Below are 16,836 nucleotides of genomic sequence, written 5' to 3' on the forward strand. Positions count from 1 at the left end.
GACTGGCAGCCTTCTTGGCCCTGTCTTGATGTCCACGCCCGGCACCGTTCTGATCACCGGCACCACCTCCGGTGTGGGCCTGAATGCCACCTGCGCCTTGGTGAAGCGGGGTTGGACGGTGATCACGGCGAACCGCAGTCCGCAGCGTGCCGCGGCGGCGGCAGATGAGCTGGATCTCCCGAAAGACCGGCTCAAGCACGTGTTGATGGATCTGGGAGATCTCGACAGTGTGCGCAGGGCGGTCGATGCCTTGCCTGAGCGATTGGATGCCGTGGTCTGCAATGCAGCTGTGTACAAACCGAAGCTGAAGCAGCCGGAACGTTCCCCCCAGGGCTACGAGATTTCCATGGCCACCAACCACTTCGGCCATTTCCTGTTGGTGCAGCTGCTCTTGGGTCGGCTCAAGGCCTCCACTCACCCCTCCAAGCGGGTGGTGATCCTCGGCACCGTGACCGCCAACTCCAAAGAGCTGGGGGGCAAGATTCCCATCCCCGCTCCGGCGGACCTGGGGGATCTCTCTGGCTTTGAAGCTGGCTTCAAAAACCCCGTTGCCATGGCCAGCGGTAAGGCTTTCAAGCCAGGCAAGGCCTACAAAGACAGCAAGCTCTGCAACATGATCACCACCCAGGAGCTGCATCGTCGTCTGCACGGGGACACGGGGATCACCTTCACCTCGCTCTATCCGGGCTGTGTGGCCGACACCCCGTTGTTCCGCAACACCCCCAAGGCCTTTCAGACGATCTTTCCCTGGTTCCAGAAAAACATCACCGGTGGCTATGTCTCCCAGGCCCTGGCCGGAGAACGGGTGGCTGATGTGGTGGCCAATCCTGACTTCGCCGAATCCGGTGTGCACTGGAGCTGGGGCAACCGCCAGAAGAAGGACGGTGAGCAGTTCAGCCAGGAACTGTCCGATAAGGCCACGGATCCAGAAACAGCCCGCCGGGTGTGGGAGCTCTCGATGAAGCTCGTTGGCGCTTGAGCTGAGCTCTTCACAACCAAGCCCCGGTCGCAGCGGCCGGGGCTTGGTCGATGGCTTTGTCGATCAAGTGAGGGTCAATCGAATCCCAGCAGGTCGAAGATTTCGCGGTCTTTGAGGGATGTGGCCTCGAGCGGCTCCACCTTGTCGAGCATGTTCTGGGCCAACCGAAGGTATTCGTTGCGCACCGCCTGCACGGCTTCGTCGTCGTCGTCCATCTCAAAGATGGTGCATTTCTTCAGTCGGGAACGCCGGATCGCATCCACATCCCTGAAATGGGCCATGGTGCGCAGGCCGGTGCGTTCGTTGAACTTGTCGATCTGATCGGTGTCCGCCGAGCGGTTCGCTACAACGCCGCCAAGCCGCACCTTGTAGTTCTTGGCTTTGGCCTGAATCGCCTGAACGATGCGATTCATCGCGAAGATTGAATCGAAATCGTTAGCGGTCACAATCAGGCAGTAGTTGGCGTGCTGCAGCGGGGCGGCGAAACCACCACACACCACATCGCCGAGCACATCGAAGATCACCACATCGGTGTCTTCCAATAGATGGTGTTCCTTGAGCAGCTTCACGGTCTGCCCTGTCACGTAGCCGCCGCAGCCCGTGCCCGCCGGTGGGCCGCCGCTTTCGACGCACTGCACGCCGTTGAAGCCGGTGAAGACGAAATCCTCAGGCCGCAGCTCTTCGCTGTGGAAGTCCACCTCCTCAAGGATGTCGATCACCGTCGGCACCATCTTGTGGGTGAGGGTGAAGGTGCTGTCGTGCTTGGGGTCGCAGCCGATCTGAAGCACCCGCTTGCCCAGCTTTGAGAAGGCGGCTGACAGGTTTGAGGAGGTGGTGGATTTGCCGATCCCGCCTTTGCCGTAGACCGCGATTACCAGGGTTTCTTCCTGGATGTTCAGTGCCGGGTCCTGGTGGACCTGCACGCTGCCTTCGCCGTCCGTCGGTCGCGTCAGAGTTGTGGTCATGCAGCGACCTGTGCGAGAGAAGTCGGTTTCATTCAACAGCAGCAGATGTGCAGTGGTTGGTTTTCACCAAGAAATGAAAGATCTGGTTCTTGGTTGAGTGGCAAGAGCAGAATTTCTTTTAATTAGATAAAAAGAAATGAGTGCAAATGCTCATGCCTTGAAGTGGGCTTTTGCGTCATACAGCGTTTCGCTGCTGATCTCCCTGCAGCCCACATCGCGGGCATAAGCCTCCGTATTACGGCGCACTTTTCCCCGTACGAAGAAGGGGATCTTCTTCAGCTCGGCTTCCCCATCGGCCGTCCAATGCAGAGCACCATCGCCCTCCCCTGGGATGTCGCTGAAGCCGGAACTGTCGGCGGCGCCAGCACCACCGGTATGGCCCAGGTGGCTCTGGTGGCCATCCACAAATTCGAAGTCGTGGCGGAACATGCCGATCAGGTGTTCCTCCAGGCCCATCATCAGCGGGTGCACCCAGTCGTCGAAGATCACGTTGGCCCCTTCCCAGCCCATCTGGGGGCTCATTCGGGCGGGCACGTCCTGCACATGCATGGGTGTGCTGATCACCGCGCAGGGAATTCCCAGCCGCTTGGCGCTGTGGCGCTCCATCTGGGTTCCCAGCACCAGTTCCGGTGCCGCTTCGGCCATGGCCGCTTCCACCGCCAGGTAGTCGTCACTGATCAGGGCCTCCAGGCCCAGGGCTTTGGCGGCTGCCCGCACGGGCCGGGCCATCTCCCGGCTGTAGGTGCCCAGCCCCACCACCGTGAAACCCAGTTCCTCGCCGCAGATCCTGGCCGCGGCGAGGGCGTGACTGCCGTCGCCAAAGATGAACACCCGCTTGCCCGTGAGGTATGTGGAGTCCACGGATTCCGAATACCAGGGCAGGCGTGAGCGCCGGTAGCCCTCGTCCGGGGCGGGGGGCTCCATCCCCAGCATCTCGTGCACTTCGACGAGGAAATCGTGGGTGGCGCCTACGCCAATCGGCACCGTTCGGCTGAAGGGCATGCCGAAATTGCGCTCCAGCCAGCTGCAGCTGGATTCCGCCACCTCCGGATAGAGGCAGACGTTGAGATCGGCATCGGGGATCCGCTTCAGATCCTCCACACCTGCCCCCAGGGGTGCCACCACGCCCACATCGATGCCGTGCAGGGTGAGCAGTTTCTGCACCTCCAGTACGTCGTCCCGGCAGCGGAAGCCCAGCAGGGATGGCCCCAACAGGTTCACCCGGGGCCGTCGCCCCTGGTTTTGCCATGCCCTGGGGTCGTGATGGTTGTTGGCTGGCGTCTGCTCCTTCAGCAGGTTGCGCACCAGTTGGTAGAAGGTTTCTGCGGCCCCCCAGTTTTCCTTTTTGCTGTAGGCCGGCAGCTCCAGACTCACCACCGGCATGGTGAGCTCCATGCCCTGGGCCAGTGCACCGGGCTGATCCTGAATCAACTCCGCGGTGCAGCTTTCCCCCACCAGCAGTGCATCGGGTTGGAAGCGATCCACCGCTTCACGCACATGCCGTTTCACCAGTTCGGCGGTGTCCCCGCCGAGATCCCGGGCCTGAAAGGTGGTGTAGGTGACGGGCGGACGCTGTCCGCGCCGCTCAATCATCGTGAACAGCAGATCGGCATAGGTGTCCCCCTGGGGGGCATGGAGCACGTAATGAACGCCGCGCATGGAGGCGGCGATGCGCATGGCCCCCACATGGGGTGGCCCTTCGTAGGTCCAGAGCGTGAGTTGCATGGGATCAGGCGGGCACGGTTGGGTCGGGGCTGCTGGGGTGCAGGCCAGGTCGAATCAGTTGCCGGCGACGCAACGGCCGCGAAAACAGTTCCGCCAGGTCCCCGGCTTGGTCGATGCCGTGGATCGGGCTGAACACCAGTTCGATCGACCATTTAGTGGCGATGCCTTCGGCCTCCAGCGGATTGGCCAGGCCCATCCCGCACACCACCAGGTCGGGCTGGCTGGCGCGAACCCGGTCCAGTTGCTGCTCCACGTGTTGCCCCTCCATCACCGGGACGTCATCGGGGAGCAAGGCCAGCTCGGCAGTCATCTGTTCGCGGTTCAGATAAGGCGTGCCCACCTCCACCAGTTCCATGCCGCATTCCCGGTGCAAAAACCGGGCCAGGGGCAGTTCCAGCTGGGATTCGGGAAGCAGGAAGATCCGTTTGCCCTCCAGCACGGCGCGATGGCGGGCCAGGGCGCTCTGGGCCCTCTCCATCAATGGATCGAGCACAGCAGCGACCCGTTCATCAGGCAGATGGAAGGCAGCAGCAGCAGCCTCCATCCAGCGGCGACTCCCCTCGGCCCCCAGAGGAAAGGGGGCCGTGAGCACTGTGGCGCCGCGGTCGCTGAGCAGGCGCGCGGTTTCCGTGAGAAAGGGTTGGGTCAGCAGCACCGTGGTTCCTGCTCCCACGGCGGGCAGGTCGGTCGATTGCCTCGGCGGCAGGCTGCGAATCGTTTCGATGCCCATCCGTTGGAACAGGTGCATCTGCCGGTCTTCCACGGCATCAGCGAGGGTTCCCACCAGCAGCAACTGCCGTTCATCGCTGGCGGGTAGCAGGGGCACGAGGGCCGCTAGTGCCCCGTCTTCTCCCTGGGTGAAGGTGGTTTCAATGCCGCTGCCGGAGTAGTTCACCACCCGCACCCGGCCGGACAGCTCGTCGTTGAGCCGTTCGGCAGCCCGGGCCAAATCCAGCTTGATCACTTCGCTGGGGCAGGACCCCACCAGAAACAGCGTGCGGATCTCGGGGCGGCGTTGAAGCAGTTCCTTGCAGACCCGGTCGAGTTCGTCGTGGGCATCCGCGAGGCCAGCCAGATCCCGCTCGCTGAGAATGGCTGTGCCGAAACGGGGTTCGGCAAAAATCATCACCCCTGCGGCGCTTTGGATCAGATGGGCGCAGGTGCGTGATCCCACCACAAGAAAAAAGGCATCGGGCATGCGCCGATGCAGCCACACAATCGAGGTGAGGCCGCAGAACACCTCGCGCGGCCCCGACTCCTTCAGCAGCGTTGGCCCGGCCATCGGCCGCTCCCTTGATGATCAACCTCTCCAAGTTGGGAATAAATCCGCTGAGGAGTGAAAAGGTCGCTCAAACTCTTTGGGATCGCTACGGCCAGGCAGGCCCTGGCTTGAGCTCAAAGGCGGCGGCGGAATCCGTCGTAACGATCGGAGCGATCGCTCTCCTCTGCTTTGCTCAAGCGCCAGACGTTGCGGCTGACCCGGCGGGCGACGAGGCCACCGCGCTCCACCTGTTCCGTTCCGGGGCGGGCCCCCAGCAGCAAGCTCACCTCCGCGGTGGTGAGGGGAGCACCGGTTTCGATGGCCAACGACGTCAGTTCCAGCCGTTGACGCAGCTGGCGCAGACGCTCACTGTCTGCATTTCCTGATGCCTCCAACCAGGGCAGATCCACCTGGCCATCCTGCGCAAGCCGTTGCATCAGGCCGAAGCTCACCATCCCAAGGGCTTGATCAGCGTTGAGATCCACTGGCTTCAAAGAAGACTGCTCAGTCATTGCAAGATCTCTAGAGGGGTTCTCCGGACGGTATCGGCTGTTTTTCAAGGCGCAAGACCGCAGGCTCTAACTCTTTATTGGCCCGTTTCAGCTGAATTCGTCCGGTACACTCCCCGCCATGACCCGTTTTGCCAGCTTCGATGCTCGGGAGCGGCGACGCGGCGGTAGTGCTCTCGTCACCGGCACTGAGGTGACCCCCCAGCAGGGGGGAGCGAGCTGTGTTGTGACAACGGATTCGGAATCGCCTCGGCTGTTGCGGCAGAACAGTCATGTGCAGTCGATCGAACTGCGCACCCACGTCTTCATCGACTCGCTGCAGCCGCAACTCGCGGCCTACATGGGTTCCGTGAGCCAGGGATTTCTGCCCATCCCCGGAGATGCCTGCCTCTGGATGGAAGTATCACCGGGCATGGCGGTGCACCGGGTGACGGATATCGCACTGAAGGCCAGCAACGTCCGCCTCGGCCAGATGGTGGTGGAGCGGGCGTTCGGCTCGATGGCCCTCTACCACCGTGATCAGAGCACGGTGCTCCATTCCGGAGATGTGGTGCTCGAAGCGATCGGCAGCACCATCGATCAGCGTTCTCCAGCTGATGTGAGCTGGACGGAAGTGATCCGGGCGATCACGCCCGACCATGCCGTGCTGATCAACCGGCAGAACCGACGCGGCTCAATGATTGAAGCCGGGATGAGCATGTTCATCCTGGAGACGGAGCCTGCCGGATACGTGTTGATCGCTGCCAACGAAGCGGAAAAGGCCTCTAACATCACTCTGGTGGACGTGAAAGCGGTGGGTGCCTTCGGGCGACTCACCCTGGCGGGACGGGAAGGTGATGTAGAGGAAGCGGCCGCAGCGGCGATGCGCGCCATCGACCACATCAACAGCAACGCAAGGCTGCGCTGAGCGTTCAGACGAGCTCGGATTAGCGCAGGTTCAGTAGGTCACGCAACTGTGGTGCCAGAGCTCGCGCCGCCTTGCCGCGGCTGCCCAGGCGGCTCAGCTGCGCCGCATTCAGTTCGCCGTAGGTGCAACGGGCTTCCCGCACCCAAAGCAGGGATTCGAACTCGCCACCGGGGTAGGCCGGTGCACTCAGGAGTTCTCCCCAGCAGATGCCCTCCGCTGCGGCACGACAGCTGCCGGAGGGATCGCAGAGCACCATCGTGCTGCGGAAGCAGGCGCTGCGATAAGGCGAGTCGCCAAGCTGGTTGAGGAGCCTCTGCACCTTGGCGTCGTTTCCGTCGGCGTACCGGGCGGAATACAGACCCGGTGCCCCTTGAAGAGCATCCACCTCCAGCCCTGAATCATCAGCAAGGGCCCAACCGCCTGTACGCAGAGCTGCTGCAGTGGCCTTCAGCTCAGCGTTCTCGCGGTAGCTGCTTCCTGTCTCTTCAACATTCAGATCGGCAGGTTGACGCTGCACGTCCAATGGAAGCAGTCCCAGCATGGCCTCGATTTCGGCAACCTTGATCGGGTTGCCCGTGGCAATGGTGAGCTGAAGCGCCAAGGAGGGCCATCAAAAAGGGGGCCTCCATTGTGCGGGCTGGTTGGGGATAGGAGCTAACAATCTCTGAATTCGACCCAGCGACACCCGTTTGGGTTGAACATTCCACCCCGCAGCAAGACTTTGGGAAGGTGACGCAACGTGAACCTATGCAGCTTCACCAGCGTCGACAACGACTTGTGGGGATGTGATCACACGAACCACCACAGCAGACCGGAACAGTGAGGCACAGGGTGATAAGCCCGGCTTATTTGGTTCACTATGGACAGTGATCGAGAAAGTCGTCCAAATCGCTTGACGGGAAGGGTTCTGGCGAAGCAATGTCCCCAGCGAACATTCCACCCCTTCTCCCGGTAGGCAATGGCTAACGAAACCATGGGCATCGCCCTCGGCATGATCGAGACCCGCGGTCTGGTCCCCGCCATCGAGGCAGCTGATGCCATGACCAAGGCTGCCGAAGTGCGCCTGATCGGTCGTGAGTTCGTCGGCGGCGGCTACGTCACCGTTCTGGTTCGCGGCGAAACTGGCGCTGTCAACGCTGCTGTGCGCGCTGGCGCTGACGCTTGCGAGCGCGTCGGTGACGGCCTCGTCGCCGCTCACATCATTGCCCGCCCCCACCGCGAAGTGGAGCCTGCTCTGGGCAACGGCAACTTCCTTGGTCAGAAGGACTGAGATCTTCCGCTGAGCCTCTGACGAGGCACGCGAACGTCTCAACCTCTTCACCGACCTAACGGAGTTTTCCTATGAGCAAGAAGTACGACGCTGGGGTCAAGGAGTACAGGGATACCTACTGGACTCCTGATTACGTCCCCCTCGACACCGACCTGCTGGCCTGCTTCAAGTGCACCGGCCAAGAAGGTGTGCCCAAGGAAGAAGTTGCCGCTGCTGTGGCTGCTGAATCCTCCACCGGCACCTGGTCCACTGTGTGGTCCGAGCTCCTCACCGATCTCGACTTCTACAAGGGCCGTTGCTACCGCATCGAAGACGTCCCTGGTGACAAGGAGTCTTTCTATGCCTTCATCGCCTACCCCCTCGACCTGTTCGAAGAGGGTTCCATCACCAACGTTCTGACCTCCCTGGTCGGCAACGTGTTCGGTTTCAAGGCGCTGCGCCACCTCCGTCTGGAAGACATCCGCTTCCCGATGGCGTTCATCAAGAGCTGCTACGGCCCGCCGAACGGCATCCAGGTCGAGCGCGACCGGATGAACAAGTACGGCCGTCCTCTGCTGGGTTGCACCATCAAGCCGAAGCTCGGCCTGAGCGGTAAGAACTACGGCCGTGTTGTCTATGAGTGCCTGCGTGGCGGTCTGGACTTCACCAAGGACGACGAGAACATCAACTCCCAGCCTTTCCAGCGTTGGCAGAACCGCTTCGAATTCGTTGCGGAAGCCATCAAGCTGTCCGAGCAGGAGACCGGCGAGCGCAAGGGTCACTACCTCAACGTGACCGCCAACACTCCCGAGGAGATGTACGAGCGCGCTGAGTTCGCCAAGGAACTCGGCATGCCGATCATCATGCACGACTTCATCACCGGTGGCTTCACGGCCAACACCGGTCTGTCGAAGTGGTGCCGCAAAAACGGCATGCTGCTGCACATTCACCGCGCCATGCACGCGGTGATCGACCGTCACCCCAAGCACGGCATCCACTTCCGCGTTCTCGCCAAGTGTCTGCGTCTGTCCGGTGGTGACCAGCTCCACACCGGCACCGTGGTCGGCAAGCTGGAAGGTGATCGTCAGACCACCCTCGGCTACATCGACCAGCTGCGCGAATCCTTCGTGCCCGAAGACCGCAGCCGCGGCAACTTCTTCGATCAGGACTGGGGCTCCATGCCTGGCGTGTTCGCCGTTGCTTCCGGGGGTATCCACGTGTGGCACATGCCCGCCCTGGTCACCATCTTCGGCGACGACTCCGTTCTTCAGTTCGGTGGTGGTACCCACGGTCACCCCTGGGGCTCCGCTGCAGGTGCTGCTGCCAACCGTGTGGCCCTCGAGGCCTGCGTCAAGGCACGCAACGCCGGCCGTCATCTCGAGAAAGAGAGCCGCGACATCCTCACGGAAGCCGCGAAGCACAGCCCTGAGCTGGCCATCGCCCTCGAGACCTGGAAGGAGATCAAGTTCGAGTTCGACACCGTCGACAAGCTCGACGTCCAGAACTGATCGTCTCAACGGCCGGTTGATGCAACCGGCCACCCCTTTTTCTTACACCCAGGATCCCCATGCCTTTCCAGAGCACCGTGGGTGACTATCAAACAGTCGCCACCCTGGAGACCTTCGGCTTCCTCCCGCCGATGACCCAGGACGAGATCTACGACCAGATCGCCTACATCATTGCCCAGGGTTGGAGCCCGCTCGTCGAGCACGTCCACCCCAGCAACTCCATGGCCACCTACTGGTCGTATTGGAAGCTCCCCTTCTTCGGTGAGAAGGATCTGAACGTCGTTGTCAGTGAGCTCGAGGCTTGCCACCGCGCATACCCCGACCACCACGTGCGCATCGTCGGTTACGACGCCTACACCCAGAGCCAGGGTGCCTGCTTCGTGGTCTTCGAAGGACGCTGATCCTTCGAACCCTTGGTTCCGAGCCCTGACCTGATCAGGGCTCCAGCTTTTTCCGGAGGGGCAAGTGCCCTTCCACCTCACGACGACATCATCGGGCGGACATGGCAAGACTCTCCAGTCGCGAACTCGCACTTGAACGCCGCAAGGCGCTGACCACTTCCGGTAAGAAGTCCTCGGTAGCGGCTGGTGATGGCGCCAACCGTGTTCGCACCGTTGCTGATGCCCGTCCCACCCGTACCGACGCGGCTGCAGCTGCTGAGCCTGCCTCAGCACCTGCCACCCCCGCTGCTGTAGCTCCGCAGCGGACCACGTCCTTCACAGCTGCTCCCGCTAATCGGAGCACACAGGTCAAGCCGCATCGCGATCCCAGCCGCGAACTGGTGCTCGCCCGTCGTGATGCTCTGTCCCGCCGAGGTAAGACCGCCGACACCAGCCGCGATCGCAACCGCGCTGATGTCGCCCGTCAGACCAAGACAGCTGCCCCTGTCGCTGCACCTGCTGAAACCACCAAGAGCTGTGGCTGCGGTGGCAAGCGTGCCGCTGAAAAGGCTTCCCTCAGTGCACCAGCTCCCAAGTTGTCTGCCCGCACGGAGCGCCGTTCGGCAACTCCCAAGCGTCGTGCCATCGAGAACCCCAGCCGCGCGCTGGTGCTGGCCCGCCGTGAAGCCATGGCGAAGCATGGCAAAACCGCTGGCAAGCAACCAACCAGCGCAGCAGCCGTTGCCCGTCAGGCCAACCCTGACCTCACCAGCCGCGAGCTGGCTCAGCAGGTGCGTGAGCTGCGCACCAAGGCCGGCGCCCGCAATAAGCAAAGCGCAGGTGTGACCCGCCCCACAGGCCCCAACCGCCACGGCGCCAAGCAAGCCGCTGCTGCTGATGCCCACTGGAAGGTGGGTGAAAGCACCACTACGAGCGGCCAAACCGTGACCGGCACCCAGGCCAACCGTTCGGTGAAAACCACCGGCAACGAAGCCAGCACCTGCCGTTCGATCACCGGTACCGAGTACCTGGGTGCCGAAGTCTTCCAGACCTTCTGTCAGACCGCTCCCGCTGCCACCACTCCGGCCAAGGTGCGGGTCACTGCCACCAGCCATGGCAACCGCGTCACCGGCAACGAAGTGGGCCGTTCCGAAAAGGTCACAGGTGATGAGCCCGGCACCTGCAAGAGCGTCACCGGCACCGAGTACATCTCCGCCAACCAGTCCGCTGCCTACTGCGGTGGTGGTGTGACTTCACCGCGCAAGGTGGGCCACAGCCTCACCCAACAGGGTCGTCCCGTGAGTGGTGTCATGGTTGGTCGCTCCTCCAGCGTCACCGGCGATGAAGCCGGTGCCAACCGCAGCCTCACCGGCGATCAGTACCTCGGTTCAGATCCTCTTCCCGAAGGTCGTCCTGCCTTCAAGGTGGGCCTCTCCGGAACCCTCTCAGGCACTGGCGTGACTGGCACCATGGTGGGTCGTTCGGCTCAGGTCACCGGTGATGAGTTCGGTTCCTGCCACCGCGTGACCGGTGATCAGTATGTGAGTGCAGAGCAGGTGAATGCGTTCTGCGGCGGCAAGCCCGAGCCCGAAGCCGCCAAGGTTGGTTTCAGCATCACCAACCGCAACCAGGTGGTGAGCGGCACCCGTACGGGGCGTTCGGAGAATGTGACTGGCGACGAGCCCGGCAGCTGCCAAGCCGTCACCGGCACCCCCTATGCAGGTCTTGAGCAGGCCGGCCAGCACTGTGGAACCCCTGCAGTTCAGGCCATTCGTGAGCGCACGCCTGTGCGTGTGGGCACCCCTTCCGCTGCCATGACTGGCATCCAACCCGGTGTGGGTGGTGTGATGACCGGCGACAAGCGTGGCACTTGTGAAGCTGTTACCGGCACGCCCTACGTGGGAGCTGATCAGCTGGCCGCTGCCTGCGGCGCTGATGCTCCCGCTGGAACCGACACCCACGGCCAAGCTCCCGAGGGTGCTGCGTGGACCCGCTTCAGCGTGGTGTCTCCCGCCCGTGCTGCCCAGCAGCAACGTGAGGCCAATTCCGGTGTGACAGGTACCTCTTATGAGCAGGGGAATCGCATCACCGGCCCTTTTGACATGGCTGGCGGCAAGGTGACCGGTACGGAGCAGTTCCGCTTCGACAACCGCGAGTTCCAGAACCGTCAGCAGCGCCAGTTCCAGCCCACCGTGGCTGTGGTCAGCGAGCCTTCCGAGAAGCCTGCATCCCGGGTGACCGGCGAGGGCTCCTCCACCAAGATCACTGGTGACGACTGGGATCGTGGTGAGCACGTGACCGGTACTGAGGGTGCTTCGGCCCGCCGTCGGAACCCCAGTCGTCCCGGCCCGATGAGTGCCATGTCTCCCTTCGAGCGCAAGCGCAACGAAGAGACCGAATGGCCTGTGAGCCGCGTAACCGGTTCCAGCGGCAACACCGAGAAGGGTTCCCTGATCACCGTCTCCGGCGGCGCACGGGGCTGATTCATTGATGGTTCGCTCCAAGCCTCTCCGTGGCGGGCGACCTCAGGCCCCCTCGGCACCCACCCGTCGCCAGCTTCAACAGCTGGCTCCAAGCTCTGATTCCCTTCAGACCACCTCTGAAGTCGAGTCCTCCACCCGCAAGGCCGCTCTGGATCGCCGCCGTGCCCTCACCACCGCGGGTAAGGCCGCTCAACTCGGTGGCGGCTCGGTTGGTGGTGGTCGGATTCGCTCAAGCAAGGACGTTCAGCGCCCCGCTCCCTCTCAGCCGAACTGGGTCCGCCGTGAGAAGGCAGTCACCCGGGCCGTTCCTTTCAACCTGAGCCGAAGCTCTCTGCCGATCACCCATCGGCGCCATCCGTTGACAGATGCAGCGGCGAATGCACGGCTTCAGGCCTACGAGCAGGAGATCAAGGGCCGCTTTGATCGGATCGTTCCCCTGCTCCAGCAGGTTTCAGCGCTTCAGCACGAAACCGATTTCATTCCCCAGGCCCAGCGGTTGTGCCGGGCCGAACTCGGCTTTGATCTGCCGGATCACATCTTGCAGCGGGCCTGGGTTCGGCCCCTCGACATGCGCGCCCTGTTCGCCTGGTGCGTGTTCGAAAGCCACCGTCTGTTCAGTGACCGCTTCTTCCAGGACGACCCCCTGGATGCCGGAACGGGCAGTGCTGCTTCCCGGGAGTTCGAACAGTTCTTGCTCGACTGCGGTATCCATCTGCTTGACCTGACGCCCTGTGCCGATGGTCGGTTGGCCCACACCGTGGCCTATGCCCTGCGCATTCCCTTCAGCGCTGTGCGTCGCCGTTCCCACGCTGGCGCCATGTTCGACGTGGAGAACACGGTGAACCGTTGGGTCAAAACCGAGCATCGTCGCTACCGCGAAGGTTCACCCAACCCCTCCACGGAACCGACCCGTTACCTGAAGGCGGTGACCTACCACTTCAGTTCCCTCGATCCCTCCCATCAGGGCTGCGCGGCCCATGGCAGCAATGACGAACTGGCGGCAGCGGCGGGTCATCAACGCTTGCTCGACTTCCGTGAGTCGGTGGAAAACAGCTTCTGCTGCGGTGCCTCCGTTGATCTGCTCCTGATCGGTCTCGATACAGATACCGATGCGATCCGGGTGCACCCCCCAAGCCGTGACAGCGAAATGGTGCTCGACCGTTGGCTCTGCGCCAGGGAACTGCATGCCGCCACGGCATCGATGAGTGCCGATCAAGCCATGGCACAGATTGCTGAAGCCGTTGAGAGCTCGGCTCCTGGCCCCATGGATGCCGGGATGGTGTCGTTCCTGACCCGGTTGCTCGCCAATAACTTCTCCCAGATCGATTACGTGCAGGATCTGCACGGGGGTACCTACCCCGATGCCGGCCATGCAGAGCGTTTCATTGGCGTTGGCATTGGCTTTAAAGAGGTGCATCTGCGCAACCTCACCTATTTCGCCCACCTCGACACCGTCGAGGAGGGCGCCCCTGATCTCGATGTGGGCGTGAAAATTTTCAAGGGTCTGAATGTGTCCCGGGATCTGCCCATTCCGGTTGTGGTGCGTTTCGACTATTCCGGCCGCGTGCCCGGTGCTCGGGAACGGGCCATCGCCGATTGCCAACGGGTGAACCGTGCCATCGCCGATCGCTACGCAGCTCTCGTTGATGAGGGCCTGCTCCACACTTGTCTCACCATTCGCGACCGCAACCAGACGGCTCCGGCCGAGGTCGTCGGTTCCACGCTCGACCCGCAACTTCCGGAGGCTCACTGATCATGCTCATCGTCAAGGTCGTCAAGCCGCTCGTTTCCACCAACCGGATCCCCGATTTCGAGCACAAGCACCTCCAGGTGGTTCTGGATGGCAGCACCAAGAAGGTGGCCGTCGATGCGGTGGGTGCGAAACCTGGTGACTGGGTGATCTGCGTCAGCAGCTCGGCCGCCCGTGAAGCCGCCGGCAGCAAGTCGTATCCCAGTGACCTCACCATCGTGGGGATCATTGACCACTGGGAACCCGACCCCCCGAAGACCTCCGCTCCCTCCCCATCCCCCAGCCCCAGTAAACCCGCGGGAGGCAAGGCCAGCTGATGGAGATCATGCAGGTGATGGGAACGCTGGTCTGCTCCTACCGGGTTGCCGGTCTGGATCACATGCACCTGCGCATTCTCAAGAACAACAAGGGCAAGAAGCTGGTGGCCGTTGACCCCGTGGGTGCCCGCGAGGGCAACTGGGTTTTCACCGCCAGCGGTTCGGCTGCCCGGCATGCCTGCCCTGACAACACCGTTCTCACCGATCTCACCATCGGTGGCATCATCGATTTCTGGAATCCGGACGGATAGGGATCCTTCATCTCCCTCCGCCGTTTCCGTTCCGCTTCCACACCTTCCAATACATGGCCACTCCTTCCCCCACCCCCCGTCGTCGCACCACCCGCAGCACCGCCGCGGCGAACAAGACCGTGGATGTGAAGCCTGTGGCCAGCACCCCTGCCGCCGCTTCGACTCCCGCCAAGGCTGCTCCTGCTCCCACCACCCGTCGTGCCTCCACCACAACGCGTCGCAGCAGCGCTTCCAATACCGGATCCGGCGGCGGATCAGCCGTGACCAAGCCCGCTGCCACCCCTTCCCCCGTCGTTCCCGGTGTGGCGCTGGGCATGATCGAAACCCGTGGCATGGTTCCTGCCATTGAGGCAGCCGATGCGATGACCAAGGCTGCTGAAGTGAGCCTGATCTGCCGAGAGTATGTGGGTGGTGGCTACGTCACGGTGATGGTGCGTGGCGAAACCGGTGCGGTGAATGCAGCTGTTCGTGCCGGTGCCGATGCTTGCGAGCGCGTGGGTGACGGCCTCGTGGCTGCTCACATCATTGCCCGACCTCATAAAGAGGTGGAGCCGGTGTTGGCCGGCAGTGGTGCAGCTCGCCGCAGCTGACGCACAAAAGACTCCTCACAGCCGTTCATAAAGAGCCCTTTTGCTCTTGATCGGCTCCTAGATTCGCCGGTCATCCAGCGACCAGCTCGATCACCATCCCGCTCGCCGTTTTGACCCCGGAGCTTTCGCTTCCCATCCAGACCGCCTGGTTGATCCCGCTCTATGGGTTCATCGGGATGCTGGTTTCCCTGCCCTGGGCCTGTGGTTGGTTCCGCAGAGACGCCCATCGACCGGCGGCCTACCTCAACATCCTGCTCACCCTGCTGGCCTTCGCCCATGGAAGCCTGATCCTGCAGGAGGTGTATCAATCAGGGCCGGTGGATTTGGCCTTCCCCTGGCTCAGCGTGGCTGATCTGGAGCTGAACATCAGCTTCAGCCTGTCGCTCACCAATCTGGTGGCCCTGGAACTGATCACGGGCCTCAGCTTGCTGTCCCAGGTGTATTCCCTGGGCTACATGGACAAGGAATGGGCGTTGGCCCGCTTCTTTGCCCTGCTCGGTTTTTTCGAGGGTGCGATGAGTGGTGTCGTGCTCAGCGACTCCCTGTTCCAGAGCTATTTCCTGCTGGAGATGCTGACGCTCTCCACCTATTTATTGGTGGGTTTCTGGTATGCCCAACCCCTGGTGGTCACAGCAGCCCGGGATGCCTTCCTCACCAAGCGCGTTGGTGATGTGCTGCTGCTGATGGGTGTGGTGGCGCTCTGCAGCTACTCAGGCGTGATGGGATTTAACGACCTTTATGCCTGGGCTGCGCAAGACACTCTCTCTCCCTTGGCGGCGACGCTTTTGGGCTTGGGCCTGGTCGCTGGCCCAACGGGCAAGTGCGCCCAGTTCCCCATGCACCTCTGGCTGGACGAAGCCATGGAGGGCCCCAACCCCGCTTCGATTTTGCGGAACTCGGTGGTGGTGACCTGCGGCGCCATCGTGCTGCTGAAGGTGATGCCCATCCTTCAGCTCTCGCCCATCGCCATCGGCGTAATGCTCGTGATCGGCAGCATTAGTGCGATCGGTGGCTCCTTGGTGGCCCTGGCTCAGGTGGACATCAAACGCACGCTGTCGTATTCCACAACGGCCCACATGGGCCTTGTCTTCATCGCCATTGCGCTGCAGATCCCCGTTCTGGCCTTGTTGCTGCTGTTCACCCATGCCGTGTCCAAGGCGCTGCTGTCGATGAGCATTGGCGGTGTGATTGCCTCCACCAACTGTCAGGACATCACCGAGCTGGGGGGATTGGGGAGCCGCATGCCGGCCACCACCACTGCGTTTCTTGTGGGTGGTGCAGGTCTCGTGGGCTTCCTGCCCCTGGGTGGCTTCCTGGCCCTGGCCCAGTCGATTGAACTGCTGAGCGTGCGCTCGGTGCCGTTCATGGCGGTCTTCCTTCTCACCAACGCACTCACCGCCATGGGTCTGGTGAGGGTGTTCCGCCATGTGTTCATGGGGAATTCCCTGATCAAGTCCCGCAGGGCTGCCGAGGTGAACTGGCAGATGGCGTTTCCGATGGTGGCGCTCACCGTGATTGTGCTGATCACGCCGCTGCTGCTGGTGCGGCTTGAGTCGCTCGATGGTTTGTTGGCCTTCCCCCTCTGGGCAGCTGCTCTGGTGGTGGGAAGTGGCCTTCTGGGCCTGCTGGCTGGCGCCGTTCTCCCCCTGAGCAAGGCCTGGTCCCGCTCCCTGAACCCTGTGCTGCGCTGGTGGCAGGACCTGCTGTCTTACGACTTTTACACCGAGCGCTTCTATCGCCTCACCATCGTCAACGTGGTGGCTGGTTTCTCTCGCCTGGCCTCCTGGTTCGACCGCAACGTGGTGGATGGTCTTCTCAATGGGGTGGCGCGCTTCTCCCTGGCTAGTGCCGACAGCCTCAAGCTCAGCGTCAGCGGCCAGAGCCAGTCGTACGTGCTGACGGTGCTTCTAGCCATTGTTCTTTTCCTCACCGCGGTGAGCTGGTTCCTCACCTGATCGCCCC

The 16,836-nt window shown here is 62.5% G+C and carries 16 protein-coding genes; 11 read left to right on the forward strand and 5 right to left on the reverse strand.

Annotated elements, in window-relative coordinates:
- The first annotated feature begins 28 nt into the window (after window positions 1-28).
- On the forward strand, window positions 29-979 hold the full coding sequence (locus SynA1562_RS03760) for a protochlorophyllide reductase (protein WP_186494801.1): 951 nt from the start codon (window positions 29-31) through the stop codon (window positions 977-979).
- A gap of 74 nt (window positions 980-1,053) precedes the next feature.
- On the opposite strand, the gene bchL is transcribed toward SynA1562_RS03760, so the two are convergent.
- From bchL to SynA1562_RS03780, 4 genes are all read right to left on the reverse strand, one after another.
- Complete coding sequence (gene bchL, locus SynA1562_RS03765; RefSeq protein ID WP_186494802.1) at window positions 1,054-1,944, reverse strand: ferredoxin:protochlorophyllide reductase (ATP-dependent) iron-sulfur ATP-binding protein; 891 nt, start codon at window positions 1,942-1,944, stop codon at window positions 1,054-1,056.
- Window positions 1,945-2,094: 150 nt separating this feature from the next.
- Window positions 2,095-3,669: a ferredoxin:protochlorophyllide reductase (ATP-dependent) subunit B gene (locus SynA1562_RS03770; protein ID WP_186494803.1), complete on the reverse strand. Its 1,575-nt coding sequence runs from the start codon at window positions 3,667-3,669 to the stop codon at window positions 2,095-2,097.
- Window positions 3,670-3,673: 4 nt separating this feature from the next.
- On the reverse strand, window positions 3,674-4,951 hold the full coding sequence (locus tag SynA1562_RS03775) for a ferredoxin:protochlorophyllide reductase (ATP-dependent) subunit N (RefSeq protein ID WP_186494804.1): 1,278 nt from the start codon (window positions 4,949-4,951) through the stop codon (window positions 3,674-3,676).
- A 113-nt stretch (window positions 4,952-5,064) separates the two neighbouring features.
- Window positions 5,065-5,442: a hypothetical protein gene (locus tag SynA1562_RS03780; protein ID WP_186494805.1), complete on the reverse strand. Its 378-nt coding sequence runs from the start codon at window positions 5,440-5,442 to the stop codon at window positions 5,065-5,067.
- Between the two features lie 118 nt (window positions 5,443-5,560).
- On the opposite strand from SynA1562_RS03780, the gene SynA1562_RS03785 reads away from it, so the two are divergent.
- Window positions 5,561-6,346, forward strand: a complete 786-nt coding sequence (locus SynA1562_RS03785; RefSeq protein ID WP_115008700.1) for a BMC domain-containing protein — start codon at window positions 5,561-5,563, stop codon at window positions 6,344-6,346.
- Window positions 6,347-6,365: 19 nt separating this feature from the next.
- Here the strand turns inward: SynA1562_RS03785 and SynA1562_RS03790 are convergent, their stop codons facing one another.
- A complete protein-coding gene (locus SynA1562_RS03790) occupies window positions 6,366-6,947 on the reverse strand; it encodes a non-canonical purine NTP pyrophosphatase (protein WP_186494806.1) in 582 nt (193 codons plus the stop codon).
- A gap of 357 nt (window positions 6,948-7,304) precedes the next feature.
- Between SynA1562_RS03790 and SynA1562_RS03795 the strand changes: the two genes are divergently transcribed.
- The 9 genes from SynA1562_RS03795 to SynA1562_RS03835 all read left to right on the forward strand — a co-directional run bounded on the left by SynA1562_RS03795 (window position 7,305) and on the right by SynA1562_RS03835 (window position 16,829).
- On the forward strand, window positions 7,305-7,616 hold the full coding sequence (locus SynA1562_RS03795; RefSeq protein ID WP_006169870.1) for a BMC domain-containing protein: 312 nt from the start codon (window positions 7,305-7,307) through the stop codon (window positions 7,614-7,616).
- 71 nt (window positions 7,617-7,687) lie between these two features.
- Window positions 7,688-9,103, forward strand: a complete 1,416-nt coding sequence (locus tag SynA1562_RS03800) for a form I ribulose bisphosphate carboxylase large subunit (RefSeq protein WP_011363747.1) — start codon at window positions 7,688-7,690, stop codon at window positions 9,101-9,103.
- 59 nt (window positions 9,104-9,162) lie between these two features.
- Window positions 9,163-9,504, forward strand: a complete 342-nt coding sequence (locus SynA1562_RS03805; protein WP_006043651.1) for a ribulose bisphosphate carboxylase small subunit — start codon at window positions 9,163-9,165, stop codon at window positions 9,502-9,504.
- 101 nt (window positions 9,505-9,605) lie between these two features.
- The gene (locus tag SynA1562_RS03810) at window positions 9,606-11,966 is read left to right on the forward strand and encodes a CsoS2 family carboxysome shell protein (protein ID WP_186494807.1); all 2,361 of its coding nucleotides are present in this window, start codon (window positions 9,606-9,608) and stop codon (window positions 11,964-11,966) included.
- Window positions 11,967-11,973: 7 nt separating this feature from the next.
- Complete coding sequence (locus SynA1562_RS03815) at window positions 11,974-13,719, forward strand: carboxysome shell carbonic anhydrase (protein WP_186494808.1); 1,746 nt, start codon at window positions 11,974-11,976, stop codon at window positions 13,717-13,719.
- Between the two features lie 2 nt (window positions 13,720-13,721).
- Window positions 13,722-14,033 carry a carboxysome peptide A gene (locus SynA1562_RS03820; protein WP_006850911.1) on the forward strand — a complete coding sequence of 104 codons (312 nt, stop codon included), beginning with the start codon at window positions 13,722-13,724 and terminating at the stop codon, window positions 14,031-14,033.
- Window positions 14,033-14,284 (forward strand): carboxysome peptide B, encoded by a 252-nt coding sequence (locus SynA1562_RS03825; RefSeq protein WP_011363752.1) that lies wholly within the window; start codon window positions 14,033-14,035, stop codon window positions 14,282-14,284. The genes SynA1562_RS03820 and SynA1562_RS03825 overlap by 1 nt, the downstream gene beginning before the upstream one ends.
- 53 nt (window positions 14,285-14,337) lie before the next feature.
- A complete protein-coding gene (locus SynA1562_RS13130) occupies window positions 14,338-14,874 on the forward strand; it encodes a BMC domain-containing protein (protein WP_304623192.1) in 537 nt (178 codons plus the stop codon).
- A 110-nt stretch (window positions 14,875-14,984) separates the two neighbouring features.
- Window positions 14,985-16,829, forward strand: a complete 1,845-nt coding sequence (locus tag SynA1562_RS03835; RefSeq protein WP_186494809.1) for an NAD(P)H-quinone oxidoreductase subunit F — start codon at window positions 14,985-14,987, stop codon at window positions 16,827-16,829.
- Window positions 16,830-16,836: the final 7 nt, after the last annotated feature.

The organism is Synechococcus sp. A15-62, from assembly GCF_014280075.1.
In the GTDB taxonomy this organism is placed as follows: Bacteria; Cyanobacteriota; Cyanobacteriia; order PCC-6307; family Cyanobiaceae; genus Parasynechococcus.